16 protein-coding genes are annotated in these 16051 nt (G+C 36.9%); 3 read left to right on the forward strand and 13 right to left on the reverse strand.

Annotation, left to right across the window (positions count from 1 at the left end; translation table 11 throughout):
* Positions 1-62: 62 nt before the first annotated feature.
* Complete coding sequence (locus IGL90_RS07270) at positions 63-2468, forward strand: transglycosylase domain-containing protein (protein ID WP_033786253.1); 2406 nt, start codon at positions 63-65, stop codon at positions 2466-2468.
* Positions 2469-2572: 104 nt separating this feature from the next.
* Here the strand turns inward: IGL90_RS07270 and ccpA are convergent, their stop codons facing one another.
* The gene (ccpA, locus tag IGL90_RS07275; RefSeq protein WP_002357319.1) at positions 2573-3574 is read right to left on the reverse strand and encodes a catabolite control protein A; all 1002 of its coding nucleotides are present in this window, start codon (positions 3572-3574) and stop codon (positions 2573-2575) included.
* A 214-nt stretch (positions 3575-3788) separates the two neighbouring features.
* Here ccpA and IGL90_RS07280 point away from each other — a divergent pair, with 214 nt between their 5' ends.
* The gene (locus IGL90_RS07280; protein WP_048737056.1) at positions 3789-4892 is read left to right on the forward strand and encodes an aminopeptidase P family protein; all 1104 of its coding nucleotides are present in this window, start codon (positions 3789-3791) and stop codon (positions 4890-4892) included.
* Positions 4893-5012: 120 nt separating this feature from the next.
* Here IGL90_RS07280 and IGL90_RS07285 read toward each other — a convergent pair whose 3' ends face one another.
* From IGL90_RS07285 to hprK, 6 genes are all read right to left on the reverse strand, one after another.
* Positions 5013-5600 carry a YtxH domain-containing protein gene (locus tag IGL90_RS07285; RefSeq protein WP_002381831.1) on the reverse strand — a complete coding sequence of 196 codons (588 nt, stop codon included), beginning with the start codon at positions 5598-5600 and terminating at the stop codon, positions 5013-5015.
* A 15-nt stretch (positions 5601-5615) separates the two neighbouring features.
* Complete coding sequence (locus IGL90_RS07290; protein WP_002357316.1) at positions 5616-6047, reverse strand: DUF948 domain-containing protein; 432 nt, start codon at positions 6045-6047, stop codon at positions 5616-5618.
* Between the two features lie 177 nt (positions 6048-6224).
* Positions 6225-7121 carry a UTP--glucose-1-phosphate uridylyltransferase GalU gene (gene galU / locus IGL90_RS07295; RefSeq protein ID WP_002357314.1) on the reverse strand — a complete coding sequence of 299 codons (897 nt, stop codon included), beginning with the start codon at positions 7119-7121 and terminating at the stop codon, positions 6225-6227.
* Between the two features lie 11 nt (positions 7122-7132).
* The gene (locus IGL90_RS07300) at positions 7133-8155 is read right to left on the reverse strand and encodes an NAD(P)H-dependent glycerol-3-phosphate dehydrogenase (RefSeq protein WP_002357312.1); all 1023 of its coding nucleotides are present in this window, start codon (positions 8153-8155) and stop codon (positions 7133-7135) included.
* 67 nt (positions 8156-8222) lie between these two features.
* Complete coding sequence (lgt, locus tag IGL90_RS07305; RefSeq protein WP_048737090.1) at positions 8223-9056, reverse strand: prolipoprotein diacylglyceryl transferase; 834 nt, start codon at positions 9054-9056, stop codon at positions 8223-8225.
* Positions 9057-9073: 17 nt separating this feature from the next.
* Complete coding sequence (hprK, locus tag IGL90_RS07310; RefSeq protein ID WP_002357309.1) at positions 9074-10009, reverse strand: HPr(Ser) kinase/phosphatase; 936 nt, start codon at positions 10007-10009, stop codon at positions 9074-9076.
* A 209-nt stretch (positions 10010-10218) separates the two neighbouring features.
* Between hprK and IGL90_RS07315 the strand changes: the two genes are divergently transcribed.
* Positions 10219-11181: a GIY-YIG nuclease family protein gene (locus IGL90_RS07315; protein WP_048737058.1), complete on the forward strand. Its 963-nt coding sequence runs from the start codon at positions 10219-10221 to the stop codon at positions 11179-11181.
* A gap of 34 nt (positions 11182-11215) precedes the next feature.
* Here the strand turns inward: IGL90_RS07315 and IGL90_RS07320 are convergent, their stop codons facing one another.
* From IGL90_RS07320 to pstB (IGL90_RS07345), 6 genes are all read right to left on the reverse strand, one after another.
* Complete coding sequence (locus tag IGL90_RS07320; protein ID WP_002357307.1) at positions 11216-11572, reverse strand: phage holin family protein; 357 nt, start codon at positions 11570-11572, stop codon at positions 11216-11218.
* Positions 11572-11895, reverse strand: coding sequence for a PspC domain-containing protein (locus IGL90_RS07325; RefSeq protein WP_002357306.1), 324 nt, complete (start codon positions 11893-11895; stop codon positions 11572-11574). The genes IGL90_RS07320 and IGL90_RS07325 overlap by 1 nt, the downstream gene beginning before the upstream one ends.
* 74 nt (positions 11896-11969) lie before the next feature.
* A complete protein-coding gene (gene liaX / locus IGL90_RS07330) occupies positions 11970-13571 on the reverse strand; it encodes a daptomycin-sensing surface protein LiaX (protein ID WP_002364070.1) in 1602 nt (533 codons plus the stop codon).
* A 209-nt stretch (positions 13572-13780) separates the two neighbouring features.
* Positions 13781-14458 carry a phosphate signaling complex protein PhoU gene (gene phoU / locus IGL90_RS07335; RefSeq protein ID WP_002357304.1) on the reverse strand — a complete coding sequence of 226 codons (678 nt, stop codon included), beginning with the start codon at positions 14456-14458 and terminating at the stop codon, positions 13781-13783.
* 14 nt (positions 14459-14472) lie between these two features.
* Complete coding sequence (gene pstB, locus IGL90_RS07340) at positions 14473-15231, reverse strand: phosphate ABC transporter ATP-binding protein PstB (RefSeq protein ID WP_002357303.1); 759 nt, start codon at positions 15229-15231, stop codon at positions 14473-14475.
* Positions 15232-15241: 10 nt separating this feature from the next.
* The gene (gene pstB, locus IGL90_RS07345) at positions 15242-16051 is read right to left on the reverse strand and encodes a phosphate ABC transporter ATP-binding protein PstB (RefSeq protein ID WP_002357302.1); all 810 of its coding nucleotides are present in this window, start codon (positions 16049-16051) and stop codon (positions 15242-15244) included.

The raw sequence follows: 16051 nt of genomic DNA on the forward strand, positions 1-16051 counted from the left end.
AAAAAATGGCAATTGGTGTAGAAACTATTCATAGAAGCTTTTTTTTGCTATAATAACACAGAATGTATCATTTTATTGAGGTGAAGCTTTTGAAAAATAATTCAAGTAACAATAAGCAAAAACCAACGACCTCTTCTGGCGGCAATGTCTTTTTACTTATTTTAAATGTCATTATTCGCGTTTTTCAGTCATTAGTGGTTTTTGGGGTTATTCTGATTGTCTTAGGTGGCTCTCTTGGCTTAGGTATTGGAATGGGCTATTTTGCTTTTCTAGTTGAAGATACACAGCCCCCAACGAAGGAAGAATTGCAAAAAGAAATCAGTGATATTACCGAAGTGTCAAAAATGACTTACGCAGATGGTACTCCGATTGCTAACATCAAATCAGATTTAATTCGGACACGAATTAATGGCGATCAAATGTCTCCATTGCTAAAAAAAGCCATTATTTCAACAGAAGATGAATATTTTGAAGAACATCATGGGGTAGTACCAAAAGCGCTAGTTCGAGCGTTGATTTCTGATGCGACAGGTATCGGCGGTTCTTCTGGTGGTTCAACATTGACTCAGCAATTGGTAAAGCAACAGATTTTAACTGACGAAACGACTTTTAAACGGAAAGCCAACGAAATTTTATTAGCTTTACGTATTGAAAAATACTTTTCTAAGGACGAAATCGTGACAACTTATCTAAATGTCTCCCCTTTTGGTCGTAATAACAAAGGTGAAAATATTGCAGGCGTGGAAGAAGCAGCCAAAGGACTCTTTGGTAAAAGTGCCAAGGACTTGAATCTTCCTCAAGCGGCCTTTATCGCAGGACTTCCCCAAAGTCCCATTGTTTACACGCCCTATACTAACACTGGTGCCTTGAAAGACGATTTATCTTTAGGAATGAAGAGAAAAGATTTTGTTCTTTTCAGTATGTACCGAGAAAAAGCAATTTCACAAAAGGAATATGAAGAAGCCAAAGCTTACGACTTGAAAAAAGACTTTTTACCAACTGAACAGGCCAATGTCAATACAGAAGGCTATCTATACTATACGGTGTTAGATAAAGCAGTTGAGATTGTCATGGATTTAGATATGAAAAAAGCTAAAGTTAATCGTGATGATTTAGATCAAGTTGGTTTAGATCAATATGAAGAACAAGCACGTCGCGAAATCCAGTCGCAAGGCTATACAATCCAATCAACCATTGATCAGAACATTTATAACACGATGCAAACCGCTGTCGCAAATTATGGTTATTTGCTTGATGATGGCACTGCAGATGTCAATGGGAATACAATGATTGAAACTGGCAATATTTTAATGGATAACGCTACTGGTCGTATCCTTGGTTTTATCGGCGGCAGAAACTTCGATATTAATCAAAACAACCATGCCTTTAATGCCGATCGTCAAGTTGGTTCTACGATTAAACCAATTTCTGTCTATGGCCCTGCGATTGATCAAGGACTCATTGGTTCTGAAAGTCGTCTGGCCAACTACCCAACGACTTATGCTGATGGTACAGAATTTGTTAATTCCACAAATGTGGATTTAAATCAATTCGTGACTGTTCGGAATGCCTTGAATTGGTCTTTCAATATCCCTGTCGTTCATGTTAATAATGAGCTAAGGAAAAAAATGGGTGATGATAATTTCTCTTACAATCACTACTTAAGTAAAATGAACTATCCAGCTTCAGATGCTTGGGCTTACGAATCTGCGCCATTGGGTTCAGTAGAAACAAATGTTGTAACACAAACAAACGGCTTCCAAGCGCTTGCTAACAAAGGTAAATATCAAAAAGCCTACATGATTGAAAAAATCACAGACAATAGCGGACATGTGGTCTACGAACACAAAGATGAAGGAACGCAAGTTTATTCACCGGCGACCGCTTCTATTATGAATGACTTGTTGCGCTCAGTGGTGGATTCTGCGAATACGACAAAATTCAAACCAACATTAGCTGGCTTGAATCCTCATTTAGCCAGTGCTGATTGGGTCGGAAAAACTGGGACAACTAATGACTATAAAGATTCATGGCTAATTGTCTCTACCCCGACTGTGACACTAAGTTCTTGGTCAGGACATGATCTACCAGCGCCAATGACGACGACCAGCGGCGACAATAACGGGAATTATATGGCGAACTTAGCTAACGCGCTGTACTATGCGAATCCAGAATTGTTTGGCATTGGTCAAAAATTTGAATTAGACCCAAGTGTCATTAAATCAAAAGTTTCTGAATTTACTGGTGAAAAACCTGGCTCAATTACCTATAATGGTGCCAAGTTCAATACACCTGGCAAAACAACGACTTCATACTATGCCAAAGATGGTGCACCACAAAGTACCTATAAATTTGGGATCGGTGGAACAGACAGCAATTACGCTTCTTACTGGGGAAATCTTGCTCCACGTGCCACTACAAATAATAACAACAATAAAAACAACGATAATAAAAAGAACAATAATTAACTCGCTAAAATGAGCCAGAAAAATACGTTTTCTGGCTCATTTTTAGGTATCAAAAAACGGCTAAACTAAGAGTTAACGCTCTTAGTTTAGCCGTTTAATTCAATTTATTTTGTTGAACCTTTTTGATCAATTCCATAAGGTAAAACAACTGTTTTTTCTTCAATTTCTTCTTTGTTCATTAGTTTTGTTAATAAACGCATTGACACGGCACCGATATCATATAAAGGTTGTGTAATACTTGATAGACGTGGACGAGAGACTTCTGTAAGCAATGAGTTATTGCTTGTAATGATTTCAAATTCTTCTGGAACTTTCACACCAGCATCTAGCATCCCATCTAATAAGCCAATTGCTAGCTCATCATCTGTAACAAAGGCAGCAGTTGCCCCACTATTACGGACACGCTCAGCCAAATTAATGCCTGCTTTAAATTTATATTCAGATTCAAAAACTAAGCCTTCATTATAAGACAAGCCATTTTCCGCTAAAGCTTCTTTGTAGCCTTTCATTCGGTTTTGACCATTAATTGGATCGATTAATGCACCACTAACAAAAGCAATTTTTTTGTTCCCATTTTTCGCTAAAGTCGCTGTTGCATCTTTCGTTGCTTCTGTGTAATCAATATTAACGCTACCGACTTGTTCATCTGGATCAATTGAACCTGCTAAGACAACAGGTGTTTTTGAACGTGAAAATTCACCACGAATATCATCTGTAATGCGATGACCCATAAAGATAATCCCATCTACTTGCTTGGCAAGTAAATTGTTCAATACAGTAACTTCTTTTTGATCGTCTCCATCTGAATTAGCTAAAATGATATTATATTTATACATTGTAGCCACATCGTCAATGCCACGTGCTAATGAAGCAAAAAATGCATTACTAACATCTGGAATAATAACACCCACTGTTGTCGTTTTTTTACTTGCTAAACCACGTGCGACTGCGTTAGGACGGTAATCTAAGCGATCAATCACTTCTAAGACTTTTTTACGCGTTGCTGGTTTTACATTGGGATTACCATTGACAACACGAGAAACAGTAGCCATAGATACATTTGCCTCTCTAGCAACATCATAAATTGTAATTGTTTGTTTTTCCATGTTTCTTCTCCTATAAATATGAATTTGTTCTCATTTTCTGAAAACACTGTTTACATTTCTTTCCTAGCCTAGAATATCAAAATTCTTCTATTTTTGCAACCGTTTTATCGTTTTTTCATGAAAATTTACTTTCCATTTCAAAAGGAACTTTTTGTCATTTCATGTTATGATAGTACTGTGATTCACTTCAGAATAAAAGAAAGAAGGATGTTTTATGAATCAAGAAAAAATTGCCGATTTAAAAAATTGGATGCACCAAGAAAAGATTGACTTCACTTATATTAGTGATCCTGGTCATATCGCTTACTTTTCTGGTTACGAAAGCGAACCTCATGAACGCGTGTTAGCTTTGTTTATCGCTGCGGACGACCAATCATTTTTATTTACACCTGCATTAGAAGTCGAAGATGCCGAAAAGAGTAGTTGGACTTATCCCGTTTATGGTTATTTAGATAGCGAAAATCCTTGGGAAAAAATTGCGGTTTTATTAAATAAACGGACACAAGGCACGCCACGCTTTGCTTTAGAAAAACAAGCTCTTTCTTTAGCTCGTTTTGATCAATTGAAAACCTATTTTCCAGCTAGCGATTTTTCGCATGATGTTACGCCTTTAATTGAAAAACTTCAATTAATTAAAACAGAACCTGAAATTCAACGTTTACTAGAAGCTGGTAGTTGGGCTGATGTCGCTTTTGAGATTGGCTTCAAAGCAATTCAAGCAGGCGTTGCGGAACAAGAAATTGTTGCAGAAATCGAGTATCAATTAAAACGTCAAGGTATTCGCTCAATGAGTTTTGATACGTTAGTCTTAACAGGAAAAAACGGAGCTAGTCCTCACGGGGTACCTGGCGAAACAAAAATTGAGCCCCATGACTTAGTGTTATTTGATTTAGGTGTCGTTCATAATGGCTATTGTAGTGATGCCACACGAACAGTCAGCTACTTGGAACCTTCTGATTTCCAAAAAGAAATTTATGGAATTGTTTTAGAAGCACAATTAGCAGCAACTGAAGCAGTGAAACCTGGTGTTACAGCAGGCGAATTAGATGATATTGCTCGAGGTGTAATCACAAAAGCTGGTTATGGTGAATACTTTAACCATCGCTTAGGCCATGGCATTGGAACCACTGTCCATGAATACCCATCGCTGGTTCATGGCAATGATTTAGTCATTGAAGAAGGTATGTGTTTCTCTATTGAGCCCGGTATTTACATTCCTGGAAAAGTAGGCGTTCGTATTGAAGATTGTTTACACGTAACAAAAACAGGCTCCGAACCATTCACTAAGACAACCAAAGAATTGCAAATTATTCAATAGCATAAAAATAAAATGAGGCCATCAGTCAACCGGACTGATGGCCTCATTTCTAAATTTTAAGGTAAGCCGCTGAACAAAAGCAACACGATCCGTTGCTAACTTTCATAAGCTAAACGCTTGTTACCCTTTAAATTCTTTTTTTACGTCTTTCGCTGCATCTTTAACATCTTCTTTTGCTTCTGCAGCTTTTTCAGGAACATCTTTGGTGGTTTCTTTTGCTTCATCGACACCAGCAGAAACAGTTTCTTTGGCCGCTGCCGCAGAATCTTTAACGTCAATATAGATATCTTCTGCTGCATCTTCGGCAATTTCACCTAAATCTTCTGCGTGATCTTGAGCATCGTCAGCTGCTTTTTTAAATTGATCAGATAAATCACCTGTTTGTTTTTTAAAGTTATCAAGCATGTCGCCAGAAACACCTTGTGCTTTATCCAATGAATCTTTTGTTTTTTCTTTGACAGAACCTGCCAAATCAGAGGCTTGATCTGATAAAACGCCGGCTTTTTGTTTTGCGATTTCTGTTAATTCTGTTCCTTTTTGAACAGCATAATCTGTGTAATCTTGCGCTTTGTTTTTTAAATCATCTGTTTGATTTGATAAATCATCACGTAATTCTTTACCTGATTTTGGTGCAAGTAATAATGCGGCAACGGCTGCTGCTGTTCCACCAATTACTGCTCCTAAGAAAAATCCGCCTTTTTTAGCCATAAAAATCTCCTCCAATTAGTTATTTGTTTTTTTATTTTTTGAACGCATTGCTCTAAAAGCAGAACCGCCTACTTTACTCACTAAACCAGCTTTCGCTGTGCCTTTCCCTACGGTTCCTACCTTTGTAATCAAATGTTTACTTGAGGTGTTCAATTCAGAGACACTTTCGCTTAAATCAGCAACGGCCGTAAACAACGGATCAATCGTTGCCACTTTTTGATTCACATCTGTTAATAGTTCATTGCTTTTAACAAGCAAGCCTTCCACTTGGCGACTCAATACATTCACATCGCTAGTCACGACTTTGATTGTTGTATTTGTTTCATCAATTGTATCTTCAATTTTTGAAACAACTTGAGAAACTTTATATAACACAAGTACTAAAAAGATGACTAAAACAACAAATGCTACCGCTGCAATTAAGGCAGCAATTTCCCCACCTGACATATCATTACTCCCCTCTGAAATTTTATTTATAATCTTAGGATAACACCAACTTATATTTTTCACAACTCATAAAGCTAAGAATGACAATTTATTTTATAAAATTCTCATGCCCTTTTCTTTAAGAAAATAAGCGTAAAATTTCCTTCTAACGAATTGAAATTTTACGCTTATTTTTATTTATTTTTCTTTTGGTTGCTCTTTTTTCGCTAATTGAGCACCTAAATTAATAATGTATTCTCGTAAATTATCTTTTACTTCTGGATGAGTCAAACCATATTCAATGCTTGTTTTCATAAACCCAAATTTATCGCCAACGTCGTAACGTTCTCCTTTAAACTCACGAGCAAAAACGCGTTGTGTTTTATTTAAAGTGTCAATCGCATCTGTTAACTGAATTTCGTTACCAGCGCCTGGTTTTTGATTTTCAAGTACATCAAAAATTTCAGGGGTTAATAAATAACGGCCGATAATCGCTAAATCACTTGGTGCTTCCTCGGGCTTTGGTTTTTCAACAAAATTCTCGACATTGTATAGTCCTTTTTCGATTTCTTTTTCTGGATTGATAATACCATATTTTGAAGTATCTTCATGGGGTACTTTCATTACCGCAATTGTCGAAGCATGTGTTTGTTCGTAATCATCCATTAATTGTTTCGTTAATGGCACTTTATCTTCCATTAAATCGTCGCCTAACATCACGACAAAAGGTTCATTGCCAACAAATGCTTTCGCTTGTAAAACAGCGTGTCCTAAGCCTTTCGGATGAGATTGACGAATAAAATGTAAATTAACATCCGTTGTTTCTTCGACTAATTTCAATAAATCGGTTTTATTTTTTTCTTTTAAATTATTTTCTAATTCAACATTTGAATCGAAATGATCTTCAATCGGACGTTTGGCTTTGCCTGTCACAATTAAAATATCTTCGATTCCTGAAGCTAGTGCTTCTTCTACAATAAATTGAATCGTTGGTTTATCAACAATCGGTAACATTTCTTTTGCCATCGCTTTAGTAGCCGGCAAGAAACGTGTTCCTAACCCAGCTGCTGGAATAACTGCCTTTTTAACTTTCATCTTTTTTCCTCCTAAAAATCAAGTGTAAATTCGTTTTCGGTTTTGCCATCGCGCAACATGATTTCTTTTGCTGCTTGTTGTACATCTTCGTCATTGTACAAGACATTGTAGATTGTTTCTGTGATTGGCATTTCGACTTCTAGTTGTTGTGCCAATTCATAGGCTGCTTTAGTTGTTGAAACACCTTCCACAATCATGCCCATGTTTTCTAAGACTTCATCTAACTTATGACCTTTTCCTAATAAATTACCCGCACGCCAATTTCGAGAATGGACACTTGTACAAGTAACAATTAAATCCCCAACACCACTTAAACCAATAAATGTTAATGGGTTTGCTCCCATCGCAACCCCTAAACGACTAATTTCTGCTAAACCACGAGTCATAATTGCCGCTTTGGCATTATCACCAAAGCCTAAGCCATGAATCGCTCCGGCGCCCAAAGCAATAATATTTTTTAAGGCCGCCCCTGTTTCTACACCAATCACATCATCATTCGTATAAATTCTAAAGTAATCATTCATAAACAACTCTTGCACATACACAGCGTCTGCTAAATTTTCGCTTGCTGCTGTAATGGTTGTGATGTCATGAACAGCGACTTCTTCTGCATGGCTTGGACCAGATAAAACCACAATCCCTTGCCGTTTTTCTGCTGGAATCTCTTCCGCTATCACTTCTGAAATCCGCTTATGTGTACCTTGTTCGAGCCCTTTACTTGCATGAATAATAATTGGTTTTGTTTTTAAATGTTGGGCCACTTCTTGTGCTACTGAACGAATGGCTTTAGTTGGTACCACAAACAGTACTGCATCCACATCTACTAAAGCAGTAGCTAAATCAGTGGTTGCCTGAATTGAAGTAGGTAAGATTAATTCTGGTAAATAATGTTTGTTGGTGTGTTTTGTATTTATTTCATCGATTTGCTCTGGTTTATTTCCCCAAATACAGACCTCGTGTCCATTTTCGGCTAATACTTGAGCTAAAGCTGTCCCCCAGGAACCTGGACCTAAAACAGCGACTTTTTGTTTCATCGGTGAAACTCTCCTTTCGCTAAACAACGTTACTTCTCTAGTTTACCATATTCTTTGATCAAGTTGATTAAGAAGTTGTTATTTTTTTCTTTTGTTTCTCCCGATTGTAAAATTTCAAATTGGGATTCCTTCTACGAACAATCACAATAACAATTGCTGCCACGAACATCACTAAAGACAACAATTGTGAGACACGAATATTACTAAACGCATACAAACTGTCCATCCGTAAGCCTTCGATGAAGAAACGGCCGAAAGAATACCATATTATATAACCTAAAAAGACTTCGCCTTCTTTTAAAAAGTGTGGCTTTTTGCGTAATAACACTAAAACGATAAAGCCTAAAACATTCCAGACAGATTCATATAAAAATGTTGGTTGATGATACGTTCCGTTGATATTCATGTTATCAATGATAAACGTTGGTAAATGGAGATTTTCTAAAAATTGTCTGGTGGTCGCTGGCCCATAGGCTTCATGATTCATAAAGTTGCCCCAGCGACCAATTGCTTGCGCTAAAATCACACTTGGTGCGGCAATATCTAAAAAAGTCCATGTAGAAATGAAACGATGACGCGTAAAGAAAAACAGCGCCAGTCCCCCACCAATAAGACCACCATAAATCGCTAAGCCACCATTTCGAGTAAAGAAAATTTCAATCGGATTGTCTACATAATCTTGCCATTGAAAAGCGACGTAATACAAGCGCGCGCCAACAATTGCTGCAGGTAATCCCCAGAGCATAAAGTCAAAGACATCATCTTCTTTTAAACCAATACGAACGGCTTCACGACTACTTAGCCAAACAGCTAAAGCAATCCCTGAAACAATAATAATTGCATACCAATAGACGGGAATACCGAAAAGGCGAAATGCAATTGAATTTACTTGAGCTAACATCATCACATCTTCTCCTTCTATTCTCCTGAATTTTCTTCAATCAAACGGGTTAAGCGCTCTTCGAACGTTTTTGTTGCATCATAGCCCATTGTTTTCGCGCGGAAGTTCATTGCTGCTACTTCAATGATAATGGCCACATTTCGGCCGGTCTTAACAGGAATACGAATCTGAGGGACATCAACGTTAGCTATTTCAACCATTGCATCATCACTACCAAGACGATCATATTTCTTGTCTTTTTCCCATGCCTCTAAATAAACGACCAATTGAACTTGCATAAAGCCGCGGACCGCACTAGCTCCAAACAGGTTCATGACGTCAATAATTCCGATACCACGAATTTCAATTAAATGCTGCAAAATTTTTGGTGGCTCTCCCACCACGGTTAATTCATCTTGCTGATAAACATCGACACGATCGTCTGCGATTAGCCGATGTCCACGTTTAATAAGCTCTAAAGCTGTTTCACTTTTACCAATACCGCTATCTCCTTGAATCAAAACACCAAGTCCATAAACATCAACTAAAACCCCATGGACACTTGTCCGAACAGCTAAACGGCCATCTAAATAACTGGATAGTTCCCCTAGTAAACGGGAAGTTGAAATCGGTGAACGTAATACAGAAACCCCATTTTCTTTTGCTGCTGTAATTAATTCTTCGGGGATTTCTAGTCCTCTGGATACTATAAAGGCTGGAGTATCTTTCGCACATAAACGGCGCATCACTAATAAACGCTCTTCAGGCATCATTCGTTCCGCAAAGGTAATTTCTTTGCTCCCAAATAATTGTAAACGGTCATGGGAATAATAATTAAAATACCCAGTTAATTCTAAACCTGGCCGGGAAATTTCACCAGTTTTAATTGTTCTATTTAAGCTTTCTTCATCTCCGTATACTACTTCTAAAGAAAGATTTTCTACCAGTTGATAAATCTTTACCACTTCTGTCATATCGAATGTCAGTCCTTTCTGCTACTTGTTATATTTTATCATTTAAAAATACAAGTTTCTAGCTATTCACTAGATAATTCCTAGAATTATCATATTTCAAAAAAATGAAACTATTTTTCAGTGAAATTACCTATGCTATTTCTGTCACTTGACTATTTCAGAAAACTTTGTATACTTGAAGCCGATCCTTTTAAGAAAAGAGGAAACTTATGAAAGAATATTTAAAGGAAAAAGCCCATCAATTACCGTTAACACCGGGTGTTTATTTAATGAAAGACGCAACCGACACAATTATTTATGTGGGTAAAGCCAAAAAATTAAAAAATCGCGTGTCGAGCTATTTTATTAATAGTAATCAACATTCTCGAAAGACGATGCGTTTAGTCAAACAAATTATAGACTTCGATGTTCTCCATACTGACACAGAATTGGATGCGCTCCTTCTAGAATGTCAACTGATTCAACAGTATCGGCCGCGCTACAATCGCCAAATGAATGCTTATGAACAATATTCTTATGTATCGGTAGCCGTTAATGAGCGGCAATTAGAGATTAAACTCTTAAATATTCCCACTAAAGAGAACTGTTTTGGTCCTTATTCGATTCGCCGAAAATTAAACCGTTTAAAAATAATTTTGGATAGTATCTACGATCTCGTCCCAATCAACTATTGGCATCAAACCTTTCAAAAAGAGAGTGCCATTCCGACCGAACTATTTCAACAAGAATTGTTCGACTTTTTCCATAATCAAGGACGAGAACCAATCAAACGAATTGCTCAACAAATGCAAGAAGCTGCTGAAAAACAAGCCTTCGAAAAAGCGGCAAAACTCAAAGAAGATTGGCTCTTTCTGACGCGCTTTGCAAACCAAAATCAACGAATTAGTCAAGCTAACCAACGAGATTGGCAACTGATGTGGTTACCTTGTCAGAAAAAAATCAAATACTATTTAATTTACCAAGGCTTGGTGGTAGCAACACGTGTTGTTACTAAACAAACGTTTCAAAAATATCCACCGCTTGAACTAGCAAAAAAAATCATGCCCAAAAAACCACCGAAAACAATTGAGCATTACTCGAAGCAACAAGTTGATTTTTTAAACATTTTATATGGCTATATCAGCCGCCATCCAGAATGTCACCTAGAAAATTTAACCATCGAAAAAGCCTGAAGAACGCATTTTATGCTGCGCTCTTCAGGCTTTTTTATTCATATTTAGATAAATTGTGATCCGTAACGATCGTATTGACAATTGACATAATTACAGCCATTAGCACCGCTGCCCAAAAACTTGAGAAGCCAAAGTTCATTTCCCCCACAAAAAACGAGGTCATTTGTAAAATCGCTGCATTGACAACAAAGCTAAATAGACCAAACGTTAATAAAGTAAATGGGAGCGACAAGATTGTTAAGACTGGTTTCACCAACATATTTAGGATTGAGAGAACAAAGGCGGCAATAATTGCAGGCATTATGCCTCTCACATGAATCATGCCAGGAAAAACAACTGATAAAGAAATGAATGTCAGTGTATTAACAACCAATCGCTGAAAATATGTCATTAAAAGTCACTCCATTCGTCATCATCAATTTTTTCCGCTTCTTTACGTTGCTTTTTATTGGCAGCATAAGGATTTTCATTGCGAACATTTCTATTATAAGGATTTTGATGGCCGTAGCCGCGATCGCTTCCTGTTCTTCCAGAAGGGATCAAGACTGCTAAGGCAATGTATAAGAGAATGCCTGGAAATCCTGCTGAGAAAAAGCTGAGCAAGACATAAACGACACGAATAATTGTTGGGTCAATTCCTAGCCAATCAGCAATCCCAGCTAAGCTTCCTGTTAAAACCACGTTATTCGGAGATTTTGTTAGTTTTCTTTTCATATGTTTTCACCTCGTCTACTAAATTTTACACTAGAAAGGCTGATTCGTCAGCCCATCTAGCTTAAAATTATTAATTATTTATCCGTATCTTTTAGGAAAATACTTCCCGTTGTTGTAGAAGCATTAATTTGAGCCATTGATTCTTCCAGTACACGTCTAAAATGTAATTGTTGATTGCCGCGATCTTTCTTTTCACGAACAACTTCAATATCTGTTAAACGGCTGTTAATACTACCTAAATTCGTTTTCACTTGCCCTTCAACGCCTAAGTCATTTGGCAAGGCCAACTTGATATTCCCATTTGCAGAGCTTGCTTCAACACGGCGAAGCGTTTTTTCTTTAGCTGTAATGCGGATATCTCCATTAATCAGAGAGACACTTAGACTTTCTGGTGCCGCGGAAATAGACACATCACCATTGACTGTTTCAATAATGTTATCTAAAATCGTTCCTTCTAGGACTTTAATTTCACCATTCACGCCTTCAATTTCTAACATAGTTGCATCAATTTTTTTAAACGTAATCGTCCCATTCGTTGATTTTGTGTAAACATCTTTCGCTGTTAACTCTTCTACTAAGACATTTCCGTTTAATAATTTAACAGATACATGATCGTAAGTGCGTTTTGGTAAATAGAACGTTAAATCTGCTTTCACCCGTTTGTTTGGCACTTGGAAAGAAATCGTTTCATCATCCACATCAATGTCACTTCGTTCTAAGAAAGCTTCCATTGGTGAATCTCCTGCCATTTTACCATATAATTTGATTTTTGCTTCGACTTTCACATCTTCTTGATCCCAAGTTTTGAAAACCACGGTACCATTTGCTACCTTGACATCAATTAAACTTGCTTGTGGATTTGGATAGTTAAATTCATGTTCAAACTTAGTTGTTGCCACACCAGGAACTTTCATTTTAATGTCTTTCCATTCCACATTATCATTCATGGTATCACTGAAAGAATTAAATGTTTTTTTCAAGAATTCTCCCACTTGGCCGCCAACTTCGGCAACTTTGCCGCCGACTTGGTTAAAGGTGTCTGTGGCTTGATCTTTCCACTCTTCAGAGAATTGAGAAGAAACTTTTTCTTTTGTATCATTCCATTGACCTTTCCATTGTTCTTTGCGAATGTTTTTTAGTTCTTCTTCCAGTGCTGTTTTTTCAGTACTTTGAGTCGCTAATTTTTCTTCTAATTGTGCAAGTAAAACGTGCAAGTCTTTTCGTTGAACTTGTTCATCTTCTGTTAATGCATCTAACTCTTCTTTTGTATCTAATGTTCCAATTTCTTCTACGACTTCTTTAATTTCTTCTTTGATGCCGGCAATTTCTGCGTTGACTTCGTCCAATTCAGCCGAAGCACGATTGGCTTTTGTTGCTAACTCATCAAGAATTCTTTCTAAGTTTTCACGATCTTTTTCTGCACTGTCCTGTGTATTTTCTTCAAACGGATCAACAGTAGGTCCTTCTGATTCGCCTTTTTCTAATGCATCCATTAAATCTGCGACTTGATCTTCTTTATTTGTTGTTCCAATATTTTGTGTATCGACTTTTTCAGCAGCTTTTTCGATTTGTTTTTCATCTTTTTCAGTTGCCATATTTTCTAATAAAATTAACGCTTCTTCTGACGTTAGAATACCTTTTTTCACTAATTCTAATACGCGTTCTCTTTCTTTCATGGATATTGCCTCCTTAGCAAATTTTTCACTCAATAGTGTTTTCCTTACATGCATTATTATGCCTTGTTTTTGATCATTTGTCATAGGACTTAAGAACGATTTCTTCTCATTAGTAAGGACTAGTTTTATAAAATCAGTTCATTTTACGCTAAAAAAACTAGGAATTGGTCTAAAAAAGGCCGTCTCCTAGTTTTTTTTATTTGTTTTTCTTAAAATTGTTCGTCACGATTACTATTCAATTCGGTAATTTTACCAGTTGCCAAGTAAACAATCCACTCACAAATATTTGTGACATAGTCGCCAATTCTTTCCAAGTATTGTGCCACATGTAGATAATCAGTTCCGCTAATGACCGTTTCTGGATTAGCTTTCATTGCTTCTACGGCATGTTTGTAAATACTATCGAAATATTCATTAGTACGATCATCCATTTGTGCAATCATTCGTGCATCTTTTTGATCCGTTTTAACATAGGCGATTAAAACATTATCCACCATTTTTTTCACATAATCAGACATATCTGAAATTTCTTTTTCAATTTCAGGAATACGTGTTTCTCCTTTTAAGCGAATCGTTGATTTAGCAATTGAAACGGCATGGTCCGCCATTCTTTCTAAATCCGAACTAGCTTTCATAACAGTAATAATCATACGTAAGTCTGTTGTCACTGGTTGTTGTAACGCAATCATTTCAAAACTCTTTTTCTCAAGTTTGACTTCCATATCATTAATTTCAATATCGCGATCAATCACTTCTTGAGCCAATTTTTTATCATGATTAATATATGCCTTCACGGATTTATGGACGGCACTACTAACCATCATACCCATTTCATAAAATTGATTGTGCAGATTTAATAGTTCTTCTTCAAATTGTGTCCGTAACATTCTTTTTCCCCCTTTTAACCAAATTTACCAGAAATGTAATCTTCTGTTTGTTTTTCTTTTGGATTTAAAAATACTTTTTTCGTGTCATTAAATTCAATTAAATCACCTTGTAAAAAGAAGGCCGTTTTATCAGAGATCCGTGATGCTTGCGACATATTATGTGTCACCATAATCATGGTATATTTCTCTTTTAATGTTAACAGCATGTTTTCAATTTTACCACTAGAAACTGGGTCCAAGGCGCTAGTTGGTTCATCTAATAAAATAATATCTGGTTCCACAGCTAAAACACGAGCGATACAAACCCGCTGTTGTTGTCCACCAGAAAGTGAAAGTGCACTTTTGTGAAGTTTATCTTTGACATCCTCCCAAACGGCAGCAGCTTTCAAACTGGTTTCAACTGCTTCATCTAAGACTTGCTTGTCTTTGACTCCTTTTAGGCGCAAGCCATAAATCACATTTTCATAAACTGAAAACGGAAATGGATTAGGTTGTTGGAAAACCATGCCAATTTCTTTACGTAATTCAACGTTATCTGTTTTCGGTCCATAAATATCTTTTCCTTTATAGACGACACTTCCAGTAATAGTTACGTCTGGGATTAAATCATTCATACGATTCAAGCAACGTAAATACGTTGACTTCCCGCAACCAGAAGGACCAATCATGGCAGTTAATTCTCCTTGATTAAAAGTTAAATCAATGCCTTTCAATGCTTCTTTTTTCCCGTAATATAAATGTAAATCTTTTGATGAAATAATTTCTTTGCCCATCTTGCTCCTCCTAACCAAAATGTCCTGAAACGTAGTCTTCCGTTGCTTGAATTTTTGGTCGTGTAAAGATTTTTCTTGTATGGTCGTATTCAATGACTTTACCCATATAGAAGAAAGCTGTATAGTCACTAATCCGCGCCGCTTGTTGCATGTTATGTGTCACAATGATGATCGTGTAATCATCTTTTAAATTCACTAACGTTTCTTCAACCGTTCCTGTTGAAATCGGATCTAACGCGCTTGCCGGTTCATCTAACAATAAAATATCTGGTTTCATCGCAATTGCCCGAGCGATACACAAACGTTGTTGTTGCCCACCAGACAGAGCTAAGGCGCTTTTGTTTAAGTTATCTTTCACTTGATCCCAAAGTGCGGCTTGCTTCAAACTTGTTTCAACGATTTCATCTAATTTTTTCTTATCCTTTTCACCATGCTGTTTCAATGCGAATGTGATATTTTCATAGATAGATTTACTAAATGGATTGGGCCGCTGAAAAACCATGCCAATGCGTTTTCTCATTTCGTAGACGTCAACTTCTTTCGTATTGACATCGACATCTTTATACATGATTTTTCCAGTAACACGTGAATTGGCAATGCCATCGTTCATACGATTTAGCGAACGTAAATACGTGGATTTACCGCAACCAGAAGGTCCAATTAAGGCGGTTATTTTGTTCTTTTCAAATTGCAAATCAACACCTTTGATAGCCTCATTGTCCCCGTAAAAGACATGTAAGTCTTCCGTGTGTAACGCAATCGGGTCTTTTTGGCTATCTAGTTGAAGTAAATGGGTATCATTTAAATTGTATTCTTTCAT

This window comes from Enterococcus sp. DIV1307a, from assembly GCF_050537425.1.
Classification (GTDB): domain Bacteria; phylum Bacillota; class Bacilli; order Lactobacillales; family Enterococcaceae; genus Enterococcus; species Enterococcus faecalis.

Excerpts from the sequence above, each read along its gene's own strand:
- IGL90_RS07270 (WP_033786253.1), top strand. The coding sequence starts at position 63 with ATGTATCATTTTATTGAGGTGAAGCTTTTGAAAAATAATTCAAGTAAC.
- ccpA (WP_002357319.1), bottom strand. The coding sequence starts at position 3,574 with ATGGAAAAACAAACAATTACAATTTATGATGTTGCTAGAGAGGCAAAT.
- IGL90_RS07280 (WP_048737056.1), top strand. The coding sequence starts at position 3,789 with ATGAATCAAGAAAAAATTGCCGATTTAAAAAATTGGATGCACCAAGAA.
- IGL90_RS07285 (WP_002381831.1), bottom strand. The coding sequence starts at position 5,600 with ATGGCTAAAAAAGGCGGATTTTTCTTAGGAGCAGTAATTGGTGGAACA.
- IGL90_RS07290 (WP_002357316.1), bottom strand. The coding sequence starts at position 6,047 with ATGTCAGGTGGGGAAATTGCTGCCTTAATTGCAGCGGTAGCATTTGTT.
- galU (WP_002357314.1), bottom strand. The coding sequence starts at position 7,121 with ATGAAAGTTAAAAAGGCAGTTATTCCAGCAGCTGGGTTAGGAACACGT.
- IGL90_RS07300 (WP_002357312.1), bottom strand. The coding sequence starts at position 8,155 with ATGAAACAAAAAGTCGCTGTTTTAGGTCCAGGTTCCTGGGGGACAGCT.
- lgt (WP_048737090.1), bottom strand. The coding sequence starts at position 9,056 with ATGTTAGCTCAAGTAAATTCAATTGCATTTCGCCTTTTCGGTATTCCC.
- hprK (WP_002357309.1), bottom strand. The coding sequence starts at position 10,009 with ATGACAGAAGTGGTAAAGATTTATCAACTGGTAGAAAATCTTTCTTTA.
- IGL90_RS07315 (WP_048737058.1), top strand. The coding sequence starts at position 10,219 with ATGAAAGAATATTTAAAGGAAAAAGCCCATCAATTACCGTTAACACCG.
- IGL90_RS07320 (WP_002357307.1), bottom strand. The coding sequence starts at position 11,572 with ATGACATATTTTCAGCGATTGGTTGTTAATACACTGACATTCATTTCT.
- IGL90_RS07325 (WP_002357306.1), bottom strand. The coding sequence starts at position 11,895 with ATGAAAAGAAAACTAACAAAATCTCCGAATAACGTGGTTTTAACAGGA.
- liaX (WP_002364070.1), bottom strand. The coding sequence starts at position 13,571 with ATGAAAGAAAGAGAACGCGTATTAGAATTAGTGAAAAAAGGTATTCTA.
- phoU (WP_002357304.1), bottom strand. The coding sequence starts at position 14,458 with ATGTTACGGACACAATTTGAAGAAGAACTATTAAATCTGCACAATCAA.
- pstB (WP_002357303.1), bottom strand. The coding sequence starts at position 15,231 with ATGGGCAAAGAAATTATTTCATCAAAAGATTTACATTTATATTACGGG.
- pstB (WP_002357302.1), bottom strand. The coding sequence starts at position 16,051 with ATGAAAGAATACAATTTAAATGATACCCATTTACTTCAACTAGATAGC.